Genomic DNA, 19,524 nt, shown 5'->3' on the forward strand with positions numbered 1-19,524 from the left:
GCCCTTGCTTGACAACGGACGACGGACCGCCAATTTCTGGCGGTCCTTTCAACTGCCGGCCTGTATCAATGCCCTTTTTGAATTCCACCTTCGCCCGCTCATCGCTGCTCATGCTTCTGGTCGGGGGCGGCGTCCTTGTGGCGATCGTCTTGTCATCGTTCTTTCTGGCAAGGACGACGCAGGCCTATTTCCAGGACGTTGTGAAACTGCGCGAGCTTCGAAGCACTGCGGCGGACATGCAGCTTTTCCTGCGGGCAGCCGAATCCGGGCAGCGCGGTTTCGTGCTGACGCAGGATGCTGAATTCCTAAAACCCTATACGACTGCCAGCGCGGTCATTCCGCGATTGCGCGAGCGGCTGAAGAAGGCTGCCGGTAATCTTGACGTCGTGCGCGTTCCATTTGACCAACTCGACCCGCTGATCGACGACAAGCTCGCCGAGATGCAGTCGACGGTAGAGATGGTTCAGAAGGGAAATGCCGTCGGGGCCATCGAAGTCATCCGGGGCGCCTATGGCCGGCAGCTGATGGAAGGCATCACGACGATCCTCGGCAAGCTGATCGGCGACATGGACGGGCGAATCGGGACCGGCGTCGACGACCTCAACGATTCGGCATCGGCGCTGCAATGGATCACCATCGGCGGCGGCCTGATGATCATCCTCGTGATCGGCGGCGCGATCACAATCGTCGGACAGCATGTTCGCGAGCTGCAGCGGGCGCGCTCCGAGGTCGAGGAGCTCAATGCCGGGCTCGAGGAGCGCGTCAACGAGCGCTCCGAGGATCTGATCCAGGCCAATCGCGAGATACAGCGTTATGCCTATATCGTCTCGCACGACCTGCGTGCGCCGCTGGTCAACATCATGGGTTTCACCAGCGAACTCGACGCGAGCCTCAAGTCGATCAGCACCTATGTGCTGGCCGACGGGACGCCGCTGTCCGAAGCCGACGTGAACGACGCCCGCATCGCCGTCGAGCAGGACCTGCCGGAGGCCATCGCCTTCATCCGCTCTTCCACCAAGAAGATGGACGGGCTGATCAACGCCATCCTGAAGATTTCCCGCGACGGGCGGCGGGAACTGAAGCCGGAGAGGATCGATCTCGGGGAGCTTCTCGAAGCGACCGCCGCCAGCATCTACCACCAGGTCAGCGAAGCGGGCGGCGAGGTGAATATTTCGGTCGCCCAGGCGAGGGGCCTTATTACCGACCGATTTTCGATGGAACAGGTTTTCGGCAATCTCTTCGACAACGCGGTGAAATACAAACATCCGGATCGGCCTTTGAACCTTTCCGTAAAGGCAATGCCGATCGGCCGCGCCGCGATGAGGATAGAGGTCGCAGACAATGGCCGGGGCATCGCTCCGGAGGATCACGAGAGGGTTTTCGAGCTTTTCCGTCGCTCGGGCGTCCAGGACCAGCAGGGCGAGGGTATCGGTCTTGCGCATGTGCGTTCATTAGTCAGAAATTTAGGCGGTGAGATTACGGTGACGTCCACATTGGGCGGCGGGACGACGTTCGTCATCCGGTTGCCTACGGATTTGTCCCAGTATGTCAGGAGTAGCGGGTCATGAAGGCTGCCGGTAAAGAAGTCACCATCGTGATGATCGAGGACGATGAGGGCCATGCGCGCCTGATCGAAAAAAACGTTCGTCGCGCCGGTGTCAACAACGAGATCGTTCCGTTCACCAACGGCAATGCGGCTCTCGACTTTATCCTCGGCGCGGATCGTTCCGGAAACTCGAATCAGGATCGCCACCTGCTGATCCTTCTCGACCTCAATCTGCCGGACATGTCGGGTATTGACATCCTCGAGAAGGTGAAGTCCAACCCACATTCGAAGCGTCTGCCGGTGGTCATCCTCACGACCACGGACGATGAGCGGGAGATCCAGCGCTGCTACGATCTCGGCGCCAACGTCTACATCACCAAACCGGTGGACTACGACAGTTTTGCGCATGCCATCCGACAGCTCGGGCTGTTCTTTGCCGTGATGCAGATACCCGGACAATAACGAGACGCGATGCCGCAAACCATACTCTATGTCGATGATGATCTCGCGCTTGCCCGATTGGCCGAACGGCACTTCGCGCGGGCCGGTTACGAGGTCGTCCATGCCGTCAACGCGGCATCGGCAATGGAAGCGGTCGAAAAGGGCGGTATCGACGCGATCGTCCTCGACCACTATCTGAGGACCGAAACCGGGCTCGACATCCTTCACAAGCTGAAAGACCAGGGCTCGGCCATCCCCGTGATCTACGTCACCGGTTCCAGCGATGCGACGATCGCCATCGACGCGCTGAAGAGCGGCGCCTCCGACTATGTCATCAAGACGGTCGGCGAGGAATTCTGGCCGCTGATGGAGAGCGCGATCGCGCAGGGGATCGCCAACGCAGAATTGCGGCGCGCCCAGGAAAAGGCCGAGCAGGAGATCCGCCTCGGCAAGGAACGCGCCGAGGTTCTGCTCACCGAGGTGAACCACCGGGTCGCCAACAGCCTGGCGCTGGTCGCGGCACTCATCCGCCTGCAGGTTTCCAGCAGCAAGAGCGACGACGTCAAGGCAGCCCTTTCGGAGACGCAGGCACGCATCAGCGCGATCGCCGGCATGCATCGCAGCCTCTACACGTCCGACGACGTGCGGCATGTGGAGATGGACAAATATCTCGGCACGCTGGTGCGCGAGGTGCAGGGCTCCGTCAACGACGATCAGGGACCGTCGATCCGCCTCGATGCCGAACCGTTGTCGCTGACCTCAGACCGCGCCGTCTCGGTTGGAATGATCGTCACCGAGCTGCTCACCAACGCTCTGAAATATGCCTATCCGGCCGGCACCGAGGGCGAAGTGCGGGTGCTCCTCAAACGCCAGGACGAGGGCAGTGCGCTGCTCGCCGTCGAGGACGACGGGATCGGCTGGCGCGAGGGCGATACGCCCAAGGGCACCGGGCTCGGCAGCCGTATCGTCAAATCCATGGCCGCGACGCTCGGCTCGACGATCCACTACGTGCCTTCCTCTTCCGGCACCCGCGCCGAACTGACGGTCAGCCTTCAGCAGGCCAGTCTTCAGTAGGCCAGGACGAAGCGGCCGTGCCGTTTCTGCCACGGTCGAAGCCCTTCATTTTGTTCCCCGCCATTGCAATGCCCGCAGGGCGACCCTATGATTTCCGGGATGCGCGTGGAGGTGCATAGCTCCGAGAACCGGTCCCGGTTTTCTGAACTGTGCGCGAGACGTCGCGACGAGGCGCCTCTGGCGCCGTCGTATGGATGCGGGCCGTTCCTCGGGGCGGCACATTCGTTTTGCGTGCAGGCATATTGTTCCAATCAAAGAGCTTCTCTTGTTAACCGAAATACTCATCGTCATTGCCCTCACCGTTTTGAACGGTGTCCTCGCGATGTCGGAACTTGCCGTCGTCTCCTCCCGCCCGGTGCGGCTCCGGATCATGGCCGAGCAGGGCAACCGCGGCGCAGCGACAGCCATACGGCTCGCGGAAGATCCCGGCCGCTTCCTTTCCTCCGTCCAGATCGGCATCACGCTGGTCGGCGTGCTCTCCGGCGCATTCTCGGGCGCCACGCTCGGCGCCCGGCTGACCACCTGGCTGGAAGCGCAGGGCATGGCCGACAACCTGGCCGACTGGCTGGGCGTCGGCACCGTCGTCGTTTTCATCACCTATCTGTCGCTGATCGTCGGCGAACTGGTGCCGAAGCAGATCGCGCTGCGGGCGCCGGAGGCGGTTGCCGCCCGTGTCGCGCCCGCCATGAAGATGGTTGCGACCATCGGCGCCCCGATCGTCTGGTTGCTCGACGTTTCCGGCCGGATGCTTCTGACCGTGCTCGGCCAGCGGGGCGAGCAGGGCGATCGCGTCACCGACGAGGAAATCCGGACCGTGCTTGCCGAAGCCCAGAGCGCCGGCGTGATCGAGACGGAAGAATCCGCGATGATCTCCGGCGTCATGCGGCTTGCCGACCGCACCGCGCGCGGCCTGATGACGCCGCGCCGGGATGTCGAGGTCATCGACATCGAAGACAATTCGGATGAGATCCGCGAGCAGCTGCGCGCCACGCAGCGCTCCCGCCTGCCGATCCGCAACGGCAGTTCGGACGAGATCCTCGGCACGCTGTTCGTCAAGGACGCCTATGATTTCATCGCCGGCGGCAAGATGCTGGATATCCGCGGCATCATGCGCGAGGCGCCTGTCGTCTCCGACCTCACCGGCGCGCTCGATGTCATCCAGGCGCTGCGCAAGGCACCGGCCCATATGGTCCTCGTCTATGACGAATACGGCCATTTCGAAGGCATCATCACCTCAGGCGACATCCTCGAGGCGATCACCGGCGTCTTTCAGGAGGAGGAGGACGAAGAACCTGCGATCGTTGCGCGCGACGACGGTTCTTTCCTGATCGCCGGCTGGATGCCGGTCGACGAATTCTCCGACCAGATGGGTTTTTCGCTCGGCGACGATCCCGGCTACGAAACGGTCGCGGGCTTCGTGCTCGACGAGATGAAGCGCCTGCCGGAACTCGGCGAGAGTTTCACCAAGAACGGCTGGACCTTCGAGGTGATCGACCTCGACGGCCGCCGCATCGACAAGCTGTTGGTCAGGCGGTCGGACAAGGTATGACGGACGTCCTGAAGACCAAGGCGGAGCTTCGTGCCGCGCGGCTTGCCGAGCGGGACGCCATCCCGCCGGTCGAGCGCATCGAGAAGAGCCTAGCCATCGCGTCGCATGGGGCCGAGGCGATCAGCCTCGACGCCGGCGCCATCGTTTCGGGCTTCCTGCCGATCCGCTCGGAAGTCGATGTGCGGCCGCTGATGGCGCATCTCAGGGACCGCAGCGCGCGGCTCTGCGTGCCGGTCATTCTCGACAAGAAGACGATCATCTTCCGCGAACTGGTGCGCGGCGCCGAACTGGTGCCGGGCGTGTTCGGCACGTTCGGCCCGGGACCGGATGCGGCGGAACTCGAGCCGCAAGTGATGCTGGTGCCGCTGTCGGCCTTCGATGCCGGAGGGCACCGGATCGGCTATGGCGGCGGTTATTATGACCGGGCGATCCACCGCCTGCAGCAAAAAGGCCTGAACCCGAAGCTGATCGGGATTGCCTTCGACTGCCAGGAAGTGGCATCAGTTCCCGTTGAACCACACGATATCAGACTAGACGCTATCCTGACGGAGAGCGGTTACCGGCCCTTCCAAGACATGGGCCGCGCACAGATTGGATAAGAATGCGCCTTTTGTTCCTGGGTGACATGGTGGGCAAGACCGGCCGCGTGGCGGTGTGGGAAAAGCTGCCCGGCCTCGTCGCCGACCTGAAGCTCGATTTCGTCATCGTCAACGGCGAGAACGCCGCCGGCGGTTTCGGCATTACCGAGGATATCTTTCTCGAGACGATCAATGCCGGCGCCGACGTGGTGACGACCGGCAACCATGTCTGGGACCAGAAGGAGGCCGTCAGCTTTGCCGGCCGCCACGAGCAGTTCCTGCGGCCCGCCAACTATCCCGCCGGCACGCCGGGCAAGGGGTCCGGCATTTTTTACGCCCGCAATGGCGCGCGAATTCTGGTCGCCAACATCATGGGCCGGGTGTTCATGCATCCCGAGCTCGACGATCCCTTCAAGAGCGCCGAGACGATCCTTGCCGCTGCTCCGTTGAAGGAACAGGCGGACGCGATCATCTTCGACTTCCACGCGGAGGCGACCAGCGAAAAGCAGTGCTTCGGGCATTTCGTCGACGGCCGCGCCAGCCTCGTGGTCGGCACCCACACGCATGTGCCGACGGCCGACTGCCAGATCCTCAACGGCGGCACCGGCTACATGTCGGATGCCGGCATGTGCGGCGACTACGACTCATCGCTCGGCATGGACAAGGAAGAGCCGCTCAACCGCTTCATCTCGAAAATGCCGAAGGGCCGTTTCGAGGCGGCGACCGGACCCGCGACCATCTGCGGCCTCGGCATCGAGATTTCCGATACGACCGGGCTTGCGGAGAAGATCGAACCGCTCCGGATCGGGCCGCGGCTTGCGGAGACGATACCGTCGTTCTGGCGGTAATGCCGCTTACGATCGGCGCGACAGCCAGTCCTCGAAGCCCGCGAGCGTATCGACGCCGCCATCGAGCAGGGGCGGATTTACGTCAGATATTAAGCTTGTGGCGTCAATAGCGGCCTTGACCGGGACCTCCCGCAGACATGCTCTTTGACATTTGCCCTGCAAATAAGTAGGAACGGCGCAAGTTCGGCTGCGAGTGTTGCAGCCACAGCGCTTCGCGCGCGAAAATCCGAAAGACAGATTTAGATGACCGATTACAACGGCGCCGTCCCGGCGATCGCCAAGGCGTTGGCGAAACGGGGCTATGTAACGCTGACCCCCGTCCAGAAATCCATGCTCGACCCGGCTCTCATCCATTCCGATGCGCTGGTTTCGGCCCAGACCGGCTCGGGCAAGACCGTCGCCTTCGGGCTTGCGATCGCACCGACATTGCTCGGCGACGCGGAAAAGTTCGGCCCGGCGCGGCAGCCTTTGGCGCTCGTCATTGCGCCCACCCGCGAACTGGCGATGCAGGTCACCCGCGAGCTGGAATGGCTTTACGAGATGACCGGCGCGGTCATCACCAGCTGCGTCGGCGGCATGGACATCCGCAGCGAACGGCGCGCGCTCGAGCGCGGCGCCCATATCGTCGTCGGCACGCCCGGCCGGCTCTGTGACCATATCCGCCGCAACGCGCTCGACATGTCGGCCCTCAAGGTCGCCGTGCTCGACGAGGCGGACGAGATGCTCGATCTCGGTTTCCGCGAGGACCTGGAATTCATCCTGGAATCGGCGCCCGACGACCGCCGCACGCTGATGTTCTCGGCAACCGTTCCGGCCGCGATCGCCAAGCTTGCCAAGAGCTACCAGCGTGACGCGGTGCGCATCGCCACCTCGGCGGAAGAAAAACAGCATGTCGATATCGAATATCGCGCGCTCGCCGTCGCATCGGCCGACCGCGAAAATGCGATCATCAACATGCTTCGTTATTACGAGTCGACCAACGCGATCGTGTTCTGCTCGACCCGCGCTGCCGTCAACCATCTGACGGCGCGCTTCAACAACCGCAATTTCGCCGTCGTGGCCCTCTCCGGCGAGCTGACGCAGAACGAGCGGACCCATGCGCTGCAGGCGATGCGCGATGGCCGTGCCCGCGTCTGCATCGCCACCGACGTCGCCGCCCGCGGCATCGACCTGCCGGGCCTCGACCTGGTCATCCATGCCGACCTGCCGACCAATCCGGAAACGCTGCTCCATCGCAGCGGCCGCACCGGCCGCGCCGGACGCAAGGGCATCAGCGCCCTGATCGTACCGGTCAATGCACGCCGCAAGGCCGAGCGCCTGCTCGGCGGCGCCGGCATTTCCGCCACCTGGGCACGCCCGCCGTCTGCCGAAGAGGTGATGCGGCGCGACGACGAACGTCTGCTGGCCGATCCGATCTTCAGCGAAAATCCGCGCGAGGAAGAGCAGGATCTCGTCGCCAAGCTGGTCGAGAGCCACGGCGCGGAAAAGCTGGCGGCCGCGTTCGTCAGTCTCTACCGCACCAAATATTCGGCGCCCGAGGATCTGATCGAGATCTCCGTGCAGCAGGATGCCCGCAAGCCGCGCGAGCGCGCCGGCGGCGAGGGCGACTTCCCGATGACCCCGCGCCCGTCGCGCGACGAATTCGGCCCGGCCGTGTGGTTCTCGCTGTCGGTCGGCCGCAAGCAAAATGCCGAGCCGCGCTGGCTGATCCCGATGCTCTGCCGCAACGGCAACGTCACCAAGCGGGAAATCGGCGCGATCAAGATGCAGCAGGACGAAACCTTCGTCGAGATCGCTGCCGATCACGCCGACGCCTTCATGCAGGCGGTCGGCAAGGACAAGGCGCTGGAGCGCGGCATCCGCGTCACCCGGTTGACCAGCGCGCCGGACCTCAGCCGTCCCGCGCCAGCCAAGCCTTATGTCAAGAAGTCCTATGACGACCGTCCGAAGGAGCCTCGTGGCGACGACTGGGCGAAGGGCAAGCCGCGGAAGAACACCTCCAACGCGGCCGGTCCGGGCGGCCCTAGGACAGCCGAAGCGCGTGGCGACGGAAAGCCCTTCAACAAGGACGCCAAGCCGTTCCGCAAGGATGCCCAGCCCTTCAAGAAAGACGACAAGCCTTTCAAGAAGAAGGACAAGCCGAAATTGGCCAACAGCAGCAATTTCGAGCGCCGGAAGTAAGCTGGACGCCGCGCAAACCCTGTCTGGGGTGATGCTGCGTCGCTGACCGGAATGCTGGACGTTCAATGAGATCAGGGGCGGCCCGAAGCCGCCCCTTTTCGTTTCGGAGAGGTCGCTTCAGAGGGTCTCTTCGAACAGGGTCAGCAGGCGCTTGAAGTGGCGCTCGGAACCATTCTTGTCGTAGACGCTGTGGTCCGGCACGGTCCAGCCATGCCCCATGCCGACATAGTTCTCGACGATATGGTCGACGCCGCCGGTGCGAAACGCTTCGGCGAGACGGGCGGATTGTTCCGGCGGAAAGCTGGTGTCGACGCCGGCGACGCCGACATAGATGCGTGCCTTGATCCGGTCAGCCAGCCGGTGCGGGCTGTCTTCGGCGTCGCTTGCGAGATTGCCGCCATGGAAGCTGGCGGCCGCCTTGATGCGCTCCGGATAATGGGCTGCGGCGGTGATGGCGCGGGCGCCGCCCATGCAGTAACCCACCGTTCCGATCGCACCGGTGACGCCTTCGGTTTCCAGCGCTTCGATGAAGGCGGCGCCGTCCTGTGCCGTGAGTGCCTGGGTGGCCGTCTGCATCATGGCCCTGATCCGGGTCTTGGAGCCTTCCTCGTTGAACGCGGTCCGGGCGTTGAACGGACCATATTCGCCGGAGCGGTAATAAAGATCGGGAACAAGTACGGCGTAACCGGCATCGGCGATGCGCTGGCCGATCCAGTAGAGCGCCTCGCGCGGGCCGAAGGCATCCATGTAGAGGATGACGCCCTTGTCCGTTGCAGCACCGTTCTCGGGCCGGATGAGGGCGGCCTTGGCCGTGCCGTCCTTGGTCTTGATCTCAATATCACGCTTCATGAAATATCCTCTCGCGCTTCCGACCGGACGCCGGCGAGCTTATGTCGGGCGTTGCGCCGGCTTTTCAATAATCAACTCCATGACCTCCGCCAATGACAGAATTGTGAGACCGGCCGCGGCGATTGCGGCTGGACCGGCCTTTCGCATTGCCGCATGTTTTCGCCGGGAATGAGCATGAACGCAGTTCTTTGGGATCACCATGATGCTACGGGCTCTCGCACTCGGTCTTTTCGGCCTCCTCCTGTCTGCTTTCGCAGCGCTCGCCCAGGATGGCCTGCCCATCAGCCAATGCCAGGCGATCGCCCAGAAGCTGCCCGGCGTCACCTTCGCAAGTTTCAGCCCCTCCGACCTGCAGCTCGTTCAGGCGAGGAGGAACCTGGCGCTTGCCGACCGGGAAGAGGTGAAGATCACCTTTGTCGGCCATTCCACCTATTTCATCGAAACGCCGGAAGGGATCGGCATCGCCACCGACTATAGCGGCGCCTACCGACCGTCGCGGATGCCGGACGTGGCAACGATGAACAAGGCGCATTCCACCCATTTTACGCTGAGCCCCGATCCCGGGATCAAGCACGTCCTGCACGGCTGGAGCGATGTCCCGGGCGAAAAGGCGCAGCATCGCGTCATGGTGGGGGATGTCTATGTCCGCAATGTCGTGTCGGATATCCGCAACTGGGGCGGCGGCATCGAGGAAGACGGCAATTCGATCTTCATCTTCGAGGTCGCGGGCCTCTGCATCGGCCATCTCGGCCACCTGCATTTCGAGCTCAACGAGGCGCAGTATACGGAGATCGGTCGGCTCGACATCCTGATGGTGCCGGTCGACGGCGGCCTGACCATGGGGGCGGACAGCATGAGCCGGGTCGTGCAGCGGCTGCGCTCGTCGCTCATCCTGCCGATGCACCGCTGGGGACCGCCGCTCGACAATTTCATCGCCATGTTCGACGCCAAGTTCGATATCGCCTATGCCAAGGAACCGACGATCCGGGTGTCGATGCGCAGCCTGCCGAAAAAGCCGACGATACTGGTGCCGCAGGGGCTGTGATCGCCCCTGCGGCCTTGTTCCGGTTCAATGGAACTGCGGGAAGGCGAGGTGCTGCTTGACGCCGACCTCCGGCATCTTCTCGTCGTTCAGATTGGCCTTGGCGATCTCCCAGCCGAATTTCAGCGTGCTGTCGGTGGAGGCCCAGATTTCCGCGTCGTCGATGCGGAAGGCCAGCAGGGTCAGAAGCGGGTCTTCCTTGCCGTGTTCGAACCATGCCGATGTCACGGCGCTCCAGTATTCGTCGATCTTGGCGCGATCGTTACGGATCTCCAGCGTACCGGAAAGGCAGGCGTGGTAATCGTGGTTCTTGCCGACCACGCAGAAATGGGCGCGGCTGCCGGCGTGTATCGCCCGTACCAGGTCCGTATCGGCCTTGGTGAAGAACCAGATCGTGCTCGATTTCGGATCGGCGTTCGGCGCCATCGGCTGGAAATGCATGTGCGAGCCCTCGATCCCGAGCATGCCGGCATGAATGTGGTCGATCTCGTCCCAGAGCTGGCGTTCGGGCGCTTCGCGGGCTTCGGTAAGGCTTGCCATCGATTGTCTCCTTGTTGTTCGTCTCGGTGAACAAACGGCAAGGCTTTGGCTTTGTTCCTGGCCTTGCCGGCGGGGCGGCATCAGGAAAAGCCCCGCCTTGCCCTGGAATGCCCTTGAACGGCTCCGGCTTCGAAATTATAAGGCGCCATTCCAGAACGAGTTCCAGAACAAGCTAAAGTGTCAGGGGTGCCATGGCTGGCCATTCACAGTTCAAAAACATCATGCACCGCAAGGGCAAGCAGGATTCGATCCGGTCGAAGATGTTTTCCAAGCTTGCGCGCGAAATCACCGTCGCCGCAAAGACGGGTCTGCCTGATCCGACCATGAACGCGGCATTGCGCCTGGCGATCCAGAACGCCAAGGCGCAGTCGATGCCGAAGGACAATATCGACCGGGCGATCAAGAAGGCTGCCGGCGCGGATGCGGAAAACTACGATTCCGTTCGCTACGAGGGTTACGGCCCGGGCGGCACCGCCGTCATCGTCGAGGCGCTGACCGACAACCGCAACCGCACGGCCTCCAACGTCCGCTCGATCTTCACCAAGGCCGGCGGCGTGCTCGGCGAAACCGGCTCGGTTTCCTTCTCCTTCGACCATGTGGGCGAAATCACCTACAAGGCGAGCGTCGGCGATGCGGACAAGGTGATGGAAGCGGCGATCGAGGCCGGTGCCGACGACGTGACCACCGACGAGGACGGCCACACGATCATCTGCGCTTTCGAAAGCCTCGGCGAAGTGTCGAAGGCGCTCGAAGCGACGCTCGGCCAGGCCGAAACGGTCAAGGTGATCTGGCGGCCGCAGAACACGATCGAGGTGGACGAGGAGAAGGCGCAGTCGCTGCTGAAGCTCATCGACAACCTGGAGGACGACGACGACGTGCAGAGCGTCTATTCGAACTTCGAGGTTTCCGAAGAGGTCATGGCCAAGCTTTCGGCCTGACCATTCTCCACCGAACAGTTTTGAAGGCGGGCTGGCATGACCAGCCCGCCTTTGTTTCAGGCTTGGACTTTTTCCATCATCGGCAGCGTCGCGAACAGTTCGACCGAGCGCAGCCGTGCGTCGACATCGTGGATCGGCATCGAGATGATCAATTCGTCGGCGCCGGTTTCTCCCAGGAAATCCCTGAGCTTTGCCTCGACCGTCGCAACTGAGCCGACCGCTGCGTAACGCAGCGTGTGTTCGACGCTCATCTTCTCCATCGGCGTCCAGAAACCTTCCATGCTGTCGACGGGCTTCGGGAACCGGGTGCGGACGTTCTTGCGCAGATTGACGAACTGCTGCTGCGACGAGGTGAAGGCGCGCTCCGCTTCGGCATCGGTTTCCGCCGCGACGCCCATGACGCCGACCATCATGTAGGGTTTGTCGAGTTGGAGAGACGGCTTAAAACGGTCGCGGTAGATCGAGATCGCTTCCATCAGCATGTCAGGCGCGAAATGCGAGGCAAACGCATAGGGCAGGCCGAGGGCGGCTGCGAGATGGGCGCTGTAGACGCTCGATCCGAGCAGCCAGATCGGCACATGCGCATCCATGCCCGGGACGGCGAGCAGGCTCTGGTCCTTTTCGGGCGCGCCGAGCAGGCGCTGCAATTCCAGAATGTCGTGCGGAAAGCTTTCGGCGCCGGCATCGAGATTGCGGCGAAGGGCGCTCGCGGTGCGCATGTCGGTTCCAGGCGCGCGGCCAAGACCGAGATCGACGCGGTCAGGTAACAACGCTTCCAGCGTGCCGAACTGTTCGGCGATGACGAGAGGGGAATGGTTGGGCAGCATGATGCCGCCGGAGCCGACGCGGATGGTCTTGGTGGCCGCCCCCACATGGGCGATGACGATCGCCGTTGCGGCACTTGCGATGCCCGGCATGCCGTGGTGCTCGGCAAGCCAGACGCGTTTGTAGCCCTGCTCCTCGGCCTTGATCGCCAGGCGGCGGGACTGGTCGAGCGCATCGCTCACGGAATAACCTTCACCGACGGGTGAAAGATCGAGAATGGAAAAGGGGATCATCGGCGCGTCCTGAAGGCGGAATAACTGACAGGGTGTTCCAGTTATCTAGGCAGCCTCGTCCAGGAATACGACCCTCCGGCCGACAGAAAAAGAAGCGCCCCAAAAAGGCGCGCAGCGGAGCCCCTCGGCATCACGACTTGACCAGCCGCAGGTGCGAACCGGGTTTTGCGGGTTTGAGGCTCTCCGGTACCGCCACTCCTCCCGCTTGGAGGATCGTGACGGGCGCAAAGCGCCCTGCATGATGGTCGATCGCGCCGATATCGCGGTTCATGCGGCCGAGCTTTGCCGTCAGCGCATCCAGCGCGCCGATCTGGTCGCGGCTCGCCTTGGCAAGCGTTGTCATCGTGGTCCTGACGGCTGCGACCGCTTCGATCTCCTCGCCCGAGCTCGCGGCGAGTGCCGCCACGTGACCGTGCAAGGCATCCGCGTAGATCGTCATCGCATCCAGTTCTCCGCCCGCCTTCTCGACAGACTTGCCGCCGAGTTCGGCCGCTTCCGCCGATTTTCGGGACAGGCCGGAGATTTCCTTGGCCGCCTCGGCGGCCCGCTCGGCAAGTCCGCGGATTTCCTCCGCCACGGTCTTGAAGTCGATCTCGGCCTCACCCGGATGGGCCGCTTCGAGGCCGGCATTGAGGGCGAGCATATTGGCCTGGAAGGCGATCTCCCGGATCGTTGCGGTGGCGGGCTCGATCTTGAGCGACGCCTTGCGGATCGCCTCCATGGCCACCGTTGCGGCTTCTATCATCTCCTTCGGCGGGCGCATGTCGAGCCGGGCATTGTTGGCGATTTCGGCCGCGTGCTGGGCGTGCATCTTTCGCACCCTTAGCGTTTCGGCAAGCTTGCCGACATCCGCAGCTGTCTTGGCGATGGTTGCCGTCAGCCGGCCGCCGGCCTCGGCGGTTTTCGTCAGTTCGTCGCGAGCCTCGGCGCAGTCTGTGTGAAGGCCGTGGGCGCAGCTGCCGATCATGCCGAGCACGTCCTCCAGGATCGTCAGGGCATGGTTGAAATCCGCACGCAGGCCCTCGTATCTGTCGGGGAACGGCATATCGATCCGCACGGTCAGATCACCGACCGCCAGGCGCCGCAGGCCGCCGTCGAGCGCTTCGACCACCGTCCTCAGGTCGCGTGCCTCCTCTCCGGCGGCCTCAAGATCGCGCATGCGAGCTTGCGCCGCCTCCGCCTCTTGCCGCTCGCGCGCTTCTTCGTCCTTGACGAGCCGGGTGAGATGATTGCGGCAAAGCTGCTCCAGCGCCCGGGAGATCGAGCCGATTTCATCGGTGCGGGCCAGATGTTCGCGTGGCACCGCCGTCTTGCCGGCGGCGACCTCCGAGACGGTTCCCGCGATGGTGCGCAACGGATTGATGAGCGCACCGGCAAGGGAAATGGTGACGAGGGTCAGCGTTATCAGCGACGCGGCGATGCCCAGCATCTCGAAAGGCGTCAGCTCGTCGGCGACGTAAAAGAGGAGCCCCGCGAGAATCCCATTCTGCGCCAGCACAAGCCCGATCACCTTGACGGATAGGGAATGATGTCTGCCTGTCATGGCTGCCTCCTCACATTGCGTCCAAGCCGCGATTTGCAACGCGCGAGGCGCTGGGGCGTTGCCAACCGGCGACCCGAAAGGGGGCAAACCTTCCCGACATGGTTACCGAAGGGTAAACGGGCCTCCATGCGCGTTTTCGGTTTGTTCACATTCTCGTGGCACTGGTTGGGGCATCAGGATAGGGTATGGGCATGACAGGCACGATTCGCATCATCGGCATCGATCCGGGGCTTCGACGCACCGGCTGGGGCATTATCGAGACGCTCGGCAACAGCCTGAAATTCGTCGCCTCGGGGACCGTGACCTCCGACGGCGACATGGACCTCGCCTCCCGCCTCTGCCAATTGCATGACGGGCTGGCGGAAGTCGTGCATGCCTACCAGCCGCACGAGGCCGCCGTCGAACAAACCTTCGTCAACAAGGATGCGGTCGCCACGCTGAAGCTCGGCCAGGCGAGGGGGGTCGTCATGCTGGTGCCGGCGAGGGCCGGGCTGCCCGTCGCCGAATATGCGCCGAACGCGGTCAAGAAGGCGGTGATCGGTGTCGGCCACGGCGAAAAGCAGCAGATCCACATGATGCTGAAGATCCTGATGCCGAAGGCGGAGTTCAAGGGCAACGACGCCGCGGACGCGCTGGCAATCGCCATCTGCCACGCCCACAACCGCGGCGGCCAGCGTATGCGCGCCGCGCTCGCCGGCTAGTTTGTTCTTGACTTGTTCTTGTTCCGACGATAAGTAATACCTGAGAGGTATTACCATGCGCGTCACCGAAAAAGGCCAGGTTACGATCCCGAAGGAAATCCGCGACCGATTGAAGATCGGACCGGGTTCGGAGGTGGACTTTGTCGCCGACGACAGAGGCGCACGATTGGTCGTCGTATCCAACGGCGAAAACCAGTCCACGGACGATTTTGCCTCATGGATTAAGAGCAGATCCGGCACCTTCGATACGGGCGGTATGACGGCTGACGAATTTATGGAATTCTTGAGGGGGCCTCGCGATGACATCGGTTCTCATTGATACCAATGTGTTTATCGACGTTTTCGGCCCGGATAACCCATTCAAGGAATGGTCGTCGAATATGCTGGTCTCGTTGAAGGCGGAGACGCAGTTCATTCTGACGCCGATCGTCTGGGCTGAGCTTGCCAGCATGGCGCCGAGCGAAGAGAAGCTGATGCTTCTGTTGTCGAAGCTTAACCTTGCGCGCGAAATGCTGCCGTTCACCGCAGCCTATCGGGCTGGACTGGCGCATATGCAGTATCGCAAAGCCGGCGGTCAACGTGAGCGAACGCTGCCGGATTTCCTGATCGGCGCCCATGCCGCGGTCCGCTCCCATCGTCTCCTGACCCGTGATGTAGCCCGTTACCGCGCCTATTTTCCCTCCCTCGACATCATCTCCCCCGAAACCCATCCCTGACGGACATCTTTCATGATCGGCAAGCTCAAAGGCACTATCGACGAGATCGGCGAGGACTATGTGCTCGTCGACGTTCACGGCGTCTGTTACGAGGTCTTCTGCTCGTCGCGGGTGCTGTCGAAGATGGGTTCGGTCGGCGAAGCGGTGGTCCTCTTCATCGAGACCTATGTCCGCGAGGATCAATTCAAGCTTTTCGGTTTCCTGAGCGCGCTGGAGCGGGAATGGTTCAACCTGCTGCAGAGCGTCCAGGGCGTCGGCGCCAAGGTGGCGCTCGCGGTGCTCTCGACGCTGACGCCCTCCGAGCTTGCCAACGCCATTGCCCTCCAGGACAAGACGACTGTCTCGCGTGCGCCCGGCGTCGGGCCGAAGGTCGCGGTGCGTATCGTCACCGAACTCAAGAACAAGGCGCCCACCTTTGCCGGCGAGGCTTCGGGCAATATCGGCCTCAAGCAGGAGCTTGGCGAGGGCGTGGCCGCTGCACCGGTCGCCGATGCCGTCTCGGCGCTCACCAATCTCGGGTACTCCCGCGACCAGGCCGCGAACGCGGTTGCGGCGGCGCTCAAGAACGGCGGTGAGGGGGGCGATAGCGCCAGGCTCATCCGGCTGGGGCTGAAGGAACTGGCTCGGTGAGTGGAAGATTTGCGAGTTTGTCGGAATAATCGTATTATTTCCTCCAATCGCAGTTTTATCGGAGGAACGTGCTATGGGTTGGACGCTTACGCTTTCCGCCAAGGGGCAGCTGACGATACCGAAGGACCTGCGGGAGGCGATCAATTTGCATCCGGGAGATGAGGTTGTTTATTCGGTGGTGAACGGAGATCTCGTGATTACGCCGAAAAATATCGATTTCGGCGACCTCGTCGGTCTTCTCGGTAATCCGCCGAACGGGCCAGCAACATTGGAGGAAATCGACGCAGCCGTGCTGGCCGCTGGCGGAGCCAATGTCCTTGATATCGGCGACGATGAACAAGCGGATGCAGCGGAATGACGTTGCTGGGGCTGGATACCAACGTCATTGTGCGAACGTTGGTCGCAGATGACCCACAGCAAATGGCAGCAGCGAAAGAGTTCGCAAAAGGACTGGGCCGGGAATATACCGCATTCGTAACGCTTATCAGTCTGCTTGAACTCGATTGGGCCCTGCGATCGCGATATGGCTTCAAGAAAAAGGAAGTCGTACTTGCCATTGGGAAGTTGCTGCAGACGCGCGGGCTTGTGATAGAAAGCCATGCGCTTGTCGTTGCTGCGCTTCGGCAGGTTGAAAATACGAACATGGATTTCGCTGATGCTCTCATCGCCGGCCGCTCGTTGGAAGAGGGATGCAAATCCATTAAAACCTTCGATAAGAAAGCCGCTTCGCGCGTACCCGGAATGGAACTTCTCGCATGAGTGAACCCGCCCGCCTGATAACGCCGGAAAAGCGGGGCGAAGACCTGGATACGACGCTGCGCCCGCGGTCGCTGGACGAGTTCACCGGCCAGGCGGAGGCACGCGCCAACCTGAAGGTGTTCATCGAGGCGGCGAAGAACCGCGGCGAGGCGCTGGACCACGTGCTGTTCGTCGGCCCGCCGGGGCTTGGCAAGACGACGCTGGCGCAGATCATGGCGAAGGAACTCGGCGTCAATTTCCGCTCGACATCCGGCCCGGTCATCGCCAAGGCCGGCGATCTTGCGGCCCTGCTCACCAATCTCGAAGAGCGGGACGTGCTCTTCATCGACGAAATCCACCGGCTCAATCCAGCGGTCGAGGAAATTCTCTATCCGGCGATGGAGGATTTCCAACTCGACCTGATCATCGGCGAAGGGCCGTCGGCGCGGTCGGTGAAGATCGATCTGTCGAAGTTCACGCTGGTTGCCGCCACCACCCGGGCCGGTCTGCTCACCACGCCGCTGCGCGACCGGTTCGGCATTCCCATCCGGTTGTCCTTCTACACGGTCGATGAGTTGGAACTGATCGTCCGGCGCGGTGCGCGGCTGATGAGCCTTTCGATGACCGATGCAGGCGCCCGCGAGATCGCCCGCCGCGCCCGCGGCACGCCACGCATCGCCGGGCGGCTCTTGCGCCGGGTGCGCGATTTCGCCGAAGTAGCGAAGGCCGAAGCGGTGACGAAGGAGATCGCCGACGAGGCGCTGACCCGGCTGCTGGTCGACAATATGGGTCTGGACCAGCTCGACAAACGCTATCTCAACATGATCGCCGTCAATTTTGGCGGCGGGCCGGTCGGTATCGAGACGATCGCCGCCGGCCTGTCCGAACCGCGAGATGCGATCGAGGACATCATCGAACCCTACATGATCCAGCAGGGTTTCATCCAGCGCACGCCGCGGGGCCGCGTTTTGACCGCAAACGCGTGGAAACATCTGGGAATGCAGCCGCCGAAGGATCTCGAGGCCGCGCAATTTCGGATGAATCTCGAGGATGACTGAGTGCTCACAAGGCGGACTTTGCTCAAGGCCTTTGCCGGAGGAGTTGCGACCCTGTTCGCTCTGGCCGCCTATCCCTTCGTGGAGGTGATGGCACGGCCTCGGCTGACGCAATATGCCGTCACGCCCAGGCGATGGACGCCGGGATTGAAGCTGCGCGTTGTCGTCCTGGCGGATATCCACGCCTGCGAGCCCTGGATGAGCCTCGACCGGATCGGGTCGATCTGTTCTGCGGCCAATGCGCTGAACGGGGATGTCATCCTGCTGCTCGGCGATTACGTGTCGGGAATGAACCTGCTGACCGAGCATATCCCGCCTGCGGATTGGTCGCAGTCGCTCTCGGTGCTGAAGGCGCCGCTAGGTGTTCATGCGGTGCTCGGCAACCATGACCATTATGAGGATTTGTTCCTCCAGAGAAATCCCTTCACTGAGAATGTCGCGGCGGCTGCACTGAGGGCCGTTGGCATATCGACCTACATCAACGAGGCCGTCAGGCTGGAGAAAGACGGGCAAACGTTCTGGCTGGCGGGCCTCGGCGACCAGATGGCTCCGCGCCCTGGCAAAGATCTCAAGCAGATGACGATGAGGGGCATCGACGATCTTCCGGGAACGCTCGCGCAGATTGACGATGACTCGCCGGTGCTGCTCATGGCACATGAGCCGGACATATTTCCGCAGGTGAGCGAGAGGGTCAGTCTGACGCTTTCTGGTCATACCCATGGCGGCCAGATCAATATTCTGGGCTGGCAGCCCGCCGCTGCATCACAGGGCTCGCGGCGTTATCCGGCCGGACATTATCGTGAGGGGGAGCGTGATCTCATCGTGTCCCGAGGCCTCGGCTGTTCCATCCTGCCGGTGAGAGTGGGCTCGAGGCCGGAAATCGTCGTGATCGAACTGGGATAAACCGCATGGCGCGCACTCGCATCCGTATCAAGACCAAGAGCAAGCGTATCTTCCAGATGCGGATTGCCGGGCTTGGGTTCCGGGACGGCTACGTGCTGGTGCATCGCGCCGTGGACGAGGCCTTCTGGACTTTTCCGGGCGGGCGGGCCGAGATCGGCGAGACATCGGAAGAGACACTCAGACGCGAGATGGTCGAGGAAATCGGCGCCGAGGTGACGGTCGGGCGGCTGCTCTGGTCGGTCGAGAACTTCTTCCACTACGAAGACCGCGACTGGCATGAGCTCGGTTATTATTACCTGATGGACATACCGCAGACCTTTCCCTTTCATCCGACGGACATCGTCCATCGGATCAGGGACGAGCACGATCTGGAATTCAAATGGGTACCGGCGACGACCGCGGCGCTGAGGGCGCTCGACATCCCGCCCTACTTCATCGCGGAGGAGATCGAGAACCTGCCGGTCAGTCCGCGCCACCTCGTCTGGCGCGACGGCGACCTCGACCTGAAATCCTAAGTTCGATCTTCTCCGCTTTCGGCCGGACTTCAGCGCTCGCCACCGGTGATCGTCGGCTGGCGCGGGCAAAACGTGCGCC

22 protein-coding genes are annotated in these 19,524 nt (G+C 62.6%); 18 read left to right on the forward strand and 4 right to left on the reverse strand.

The window, feature by feature from the left end; translation table 11 throughout:
- Positions 1-68 precede the first annotated feature (68 nt).
- From C5L10_RS04305 to C5L10_RS04335, 7 genes are all read left to right on the forward strand, one after another.
- On the forward strand, positions 69-1,568 hold the full coding sequence (locus tag C5L10_RS04305) for an ATP-binding protein (protein ID WP_105428646.1): 1,500 nt from the start codon (positions 69-71) through the stop codon (positions 1,566-1,568).
- Positions 1,565-2,008: a response regulator gene (locus C5L10_RS04310; protein WP_007751932.1), complete on the forward strand. Its 444-nt coding sequence runs from the start codon at positions 1,565-1,567 to the stop codon at positions 2,006-2,008. Before C5L10_RS04305 ends, C5L10_RS04310 begins: the two co-directional genes overlap by 4 nt.
- Positions 2,009-2,017: 9 nt before the next feature.
- A complete protein-coding gene (locus C5L10_RS04315) occupies positions 2,018-3,061 on the forward strand; it encodes a sensor histidine kinase (RefSeq protein WP_105428647.1) in 1,044 nt (347 codons plus the stop codon).
- A 265-nt stretch (positions 3,062-3,326) separates the two neighbouring features.
- Entirely contained in the window at positions 3,327-4,610 is a 1,284-nt protein-coding gene (locus C5L10_RS04320) for a hemolysin family protein (RefSeq protein WP_105428695.1), read from the forward strand.
- Positions 4,607-5,209, forward strand: a complete 603-nt coding sequence (locus C5L10_RS04325) for a 5-formyltetrahydrofolate cyclo-ligase (protein WP_105428648.1) — start codon at positions 4,607-4,609, stop codon at positions 5,207-5,209. Before C5L10_RS04320 ends, C5L10_RS04325 begins: the two co-directional genes overlap by 4 nt.
- Before the next feature lie 2 nt (positions 5,210-5,211).
- The gene (locus tag C5L10_RS04330; RefSeq protein WP_037077046.1) at positions 5,212-6,036 is read left to right on the forward strand and encodes a TIGR00282 family metallophosphoesterase; all 825 of its coding nucleotides are present in this window, start codon (positions 5,212-5,214) and stop codon (positions 6,034-6,036) included.
- Between the two features lie 243 nt (positions 6,037-6,279).
- Positions 6,280-8,217, forward strand: coding sequence for a DEAD/DEAH box helicase (locus C5L10_RS04335; RefSeq protein ID WP_105428649.1), 1,938 nt, complete (start codon positions 6,280-6,282; stop codon positions 8,215-8,217).
- A 117-nt stretch (positions 8,218-8,334) separates the two neighbouring features.
- Here the strand turns inward: C5L10_RS04335 and C5L10_RS04340 are convergent, their stop codons facing one another.
- Positions 8,335-9,066 carry a dienelactone hydrolase family protein gene (locus C5L10_RS04340; RefSeq protein ID WP_105428650.1) on the reverse strand — a complete coding sequence of 244 codons (732 nt, stop codon included), beginning with the start codon at positions 9,064-9,066 and terminating at the stop codon, positions 8,335-8,337.
- Between the two features lie 199 nt (positions 9,067-9,265).
- Between C5L10_RS04340 and C5L10_RS04345 the strand changes: the two genes are divergently transcribed.
- The gene (locus C5L10_RS04345) at positions 9,266-10,111 is read left to right on the forward strand and encodes an MBL fold metallo-hydrolase (protein ID WP_105428651.1); all 846 of its coding nucleotides are present in this window, start codon (positions 9,266-9,268) and stop codon (positions 10,109-10,111) included.
- Positions 10,112-10,135: 24 nt separating this feature from the next.
- Here the strand turns inward: C5L10_RS04345 and C5L10_RS04350 are convergent, their stop codons facing one another.
- A complete protein-coding gene (locus C5L10_RS04350) occupies positions 10,136-10,648 on the reverse strand; it encodes a pyridoxamine 5'-phosphate oxidase family protein (protein WP_105428652.1) in 513 nt (170 codons plus the stop codon).
- Positions 10,649-10,839: 191 nt separating this feature from the next.
- Here C5L10_RS04350 and C5L10_RS04355 point away from each other — a divergent pair, with 191 nt between their 5' ends.
- Entirely contained in the window at positions 10,840-11,586 is a 747-nt protein-coding gene (locus tag C5L10_RS04355; RefSeq protein ID WP_105400236.1) for a YebC/PmpR family DNA-binding transcriptional regulator, read from the forward strand.
- Positions 11,587-11,642: 56 nt separating this feature from the next.
- Here C5L10_RS04355 and C5L10_RS04360 read toward each other — a convergent pair whose 3' ends face one another.
- The gene (locus tag C5L10_RS04360; RefSeq protein WP_105428653.1) at positions 11,643-12,644 is read right to left on the reverse strand and encodes an LLM class flavin-dependent oxidoreductase; all 1,002 of its coding nucleotides are present in this window, start codon (positions 12,642-12,644) and stop codon (positions 11,643-11,645) included.
- Positions 12,645-12,774: 130 nt separating this feature from the next.
- Positions 12,775-14,187 carry a methyl-accepting chemotaxis protein gene (locus tag C5L10_RS04365; RefSeq protein ID WP_105428654.1) on the reverse strand — a complete coding sequence of 471 codons (1,413 nt, stop codon included), beginning with the start codon at positions 14,185-14,187 and terminating at the stop codon, positions 12,775-12,777.
- A 191-nt stretch (positions 14,188-14,378) separates the two neighbouring features.
- Here C5L10_RS04365 and ruvC point away from each other — a divergent pair, with 191 nt between their 5' ends.
- From ruvC to C5L10_RS04410, 9 genes are all read left to right on the forward strand, one after another.
- Positions 14,379-14,888 carry a crossover junction endodeoxyribonuclease RuvC gene (gene ruvC / locus C5L10_RS04370; protein ID WP_105400888.1) on the forward strand — a complete coding sequence of 170 codons (510 nt, stop codon included), beginning with the start codon at positions 14,379-14,381 and terminating at the stop codon, positions 14,886-14,888.
- A gap of 55 nt (positions 14,889-14,943) precedes the next feature.
- Positions 14,944-15,207, forward strand: coding sequence for an AbrB/MazE/SpoVT family DNA-binding domain-containing protein (locus tag C5L10_RS04375; RefSeq protein ID WP_105400239.1), 264 nt, complete (start codon positions 14,944-14,946; stop codon positions 15,205-15,207).
- Positions 15,188-15,604 (forward strand): type II toxin-antitoxin system VapC family toxin, encoded by a 417-nt coding sequence (locus tag C5L10_RS04380; protein WP_105428655.1) that lies wholly within the window; start codon positions 15,188-15,190, stop codon positions 15,602-15,604. Before C5L10_RS04375 ends, C5L10_RS04380 begins: the two co-directional genes overlap by 20 nt.
- 12 nt (positions 15,605-15,616) lie before the next feature.
- Positions 15,617-16,234 carry a Holliday junction branch migration protein RuvA gene (gene ruvA, locus C5L10_RS04385; protein WP_105428656.1) on the forward strand — a complete coding sequence of 206 codons (618 nt, stop codon included), beginning with the start codon at positions 15,617-15,619 and terminating at the stop codon, positions 16,232-16,234.
- Positions 16,235-16,307: 73 nt separating this feature from the next.
- On the forward strand, positions 16,308-16,592 hold the full coding sequence (locus C5L10_RS04390) for an AbrB/MazE/SpoVT family DNA-binding domain-containing protein (protein ID WP_105428657.1): 285 nt from the start codon (positions 16,308-16,310) through the stop codon (positions 16,590-16,592).
- On the forward strand, positions 16,589-16,993 hold the full coding sequence (locus tag C5L10_RS04395; RefSeq protein WP_105428658.1) for a PIN domain-containing protein: 405 nt from the start codon (positions 16,589-16,591) through the stop codon (positions 16,991-16,993). Before C5L10_RS04390 ends, C5L10_RS04395 begins: the two co-directional genes overlap by 4 nt.
- The gene (gene ruvB, locus C5L10_RS04400) at positions 16,990-18,030 is read left to right on the forward strand and encodes a Holliday junction branch migration DNA helicase RuvB (protein WP_105428659.1); all 1,041 of its coding nucleotides are present in this window, start codon (positions 16,990-16,992) and stop codon (positions 18,028-18,030) included. The genes C5L10_RS04395 and ruvB overlap by 4 nt, the downstream gene beginning before the upstream one ends.
- Positions 18,031-18,930 carry a metallophosphoesterase gene (locus C5L10_RS04405; protein ID WP_105428660.1) on the forward strand — a complete coding sequence of 300 codons (900 nt, stop codon included), beginning with the start codon at positions 18,031-18,033 and terminating at the stop codon, positions 18,928-18,930.
- A 5-nt stretch (positions 18,931-18,935) separates the two neighbouring features.
- The gene (locus tag C5L10_RS04410; protein ID WP_105428661.1) at positions 18,936-19,445 is read left to right on the forward strand and encodes an NUDIX hydrolase; all 510 of its coding nucleotides are present in this window, start codon (positions 18,936-18,938) and stop codon (positions 19,443-19,445) included.
- Positions 19,446-19,524: the final 79 nt, after the last annotated feature.

Origin of the sequence: Neorhizobium sp. T6_25, from assembly GCF_002968555.1 — a bacterium.
Lineage (GTDB): Bacteria > Pseudomonadota > Alphaproteobacteria > Rhizobiales > Rhizobiaceae > Neorhizobium.

Bases quoted from the DNA above. Each gene is read 5' to 3' on its own strand.
- C5L10_RS04305 (WP_105428646.1), top strand. From the start codon at position 69: ATGCCCTTTTTGAATTCCACCTTCGCCCGCTCATCGCTGCTCATGCTT.
- C5L10_RS04325 (WP_105428648.1), top strand. From the start codon at position 4,607: ATGACGGACGTCCTGAAGACCAAGGCGGAGCTTCGTGCCGCGCGGCTT.
- C5L10_RS04375 (WP_105400239.1), top strand. From the start codon at position 14,944: ATGCGCGTCACCGAAAAAGGCCAGGTTACGATCCCGAAGGAAATCCGC.
- C5L10_RS04345 (WP_105428651.1), top strand. From the start codon at position 9,266: ATGATGCTACGGGCTCTCGCACTCGGTCTTTTCGGCCTCCTCCTGTCT.
- C5L10_RS04310 (WP_007751932.1), top strand. From the start codon at position 1,565: ATGAAGGCTGCCGGTAAAGAAGTCACCATCGTGATGATCGAGGACGAT.
- ruvC (WP_105400888.1), top strand. From the start codon at position 14,379: ATGACAGGCACGATTCGCATCATCGGCATCGATCCGGGGCTTCGACGC.
- C5L10_RS04360 (WP_105428653.1), bottom strand. From the start codon at position 12,644: ATGATCCCCTTTTCCATTCTCGATCTTTCACCCGTCGGTGAAGGTTAT.
- C5L10_RS04365 (WP_105428654.1), bottom strand. From the start codon at position 14,187: ATGACAGGCAGACATCATTCCCTATCCGTCAAGGTGATCGGGCTTGTG.
- C5L10_RS04330 (WP_037077046.1), top strand. From the start codon at position 5,212: ATGCGCCTTTTGTTCCTGGGTGACATGGTGGGCAAGACCGGCCGCGTG.
- C5L10_RS04410 (WP_105428661.1), top strand. From the start codon at position 18,936: ATGGCGCGCACTCGCATCCGTATCAAGACCAAGAGCAAGCGTATCTTC.
- C5L10_RS04335 (WP_105428649.1), top strand. From the start codon at position 6,280: ATGACCGATTACAACGGCGCCGTCCCGGCGATCGCCAAGGCGTTGGCG.
- C5L10_RS04350 (WP_105428652.1), bottom strand. From the start codon at position 10,648: ATGGCAAGCCTTACCGAAGCCCGCGAAGCGCCCGAACGCCAGCTCTGG.
- C5L10_RS04390 (WP_105428657.1), top strand. From the start codon at position 16,308: ATGGGTTGGACGCTTACGCTTTCCGCCAAGGGGCAGCTGACGATACCG.
- C5L10_RS04340 (WP_105428650.1), bottom strand. From the start codon at position 9,066: ATGAAGCGTGATATTGAGATCAAGACCAAGGACGGCACGGCCAAGGCC.
- ruvB (WP_105428659.1), top strand. From the start codon at position 16,990: ATGAGTGAACCCGCCCGCCTGATAACGCCGGAAAAGCGGGGCGAAGAC.
- ruvA (WP_105428656.1), top strand. From the start codon at position 15,617: ATGATCGGCAAGCTCAAAGGCACTATCGACGAGATCGGCGAGGACTAT.
- C5L10_RS04380 (WP_105428655.1), top strand. From the start codon at position 15,188: ATGACATCGGTTCTCATTGATACCAATGTGTTTATCGACGTTTTCGGC.
- C5L10_RS04395 (WP_105428658.1), top strand. From the start codon at position 16,589: ATGACGTTGCTGGGGCTGGATACCAACGTCATTGTGCGAACGTTGGTC.
- C5L10_RS04315 (WP_105428647.1), top strand. From the start codon at position 2,018: ATGCCGCAAACCATACTCTATGTCGATGATGATCTCGCGCTTGCCCGA.
- C5L10_RS04355 (WP_105400236.1), top strand. From the start codon at position 10,840: ATGGCTGGCCATTCACAGTTCAAAAACATCATGCACCGCAAGGGCAAG.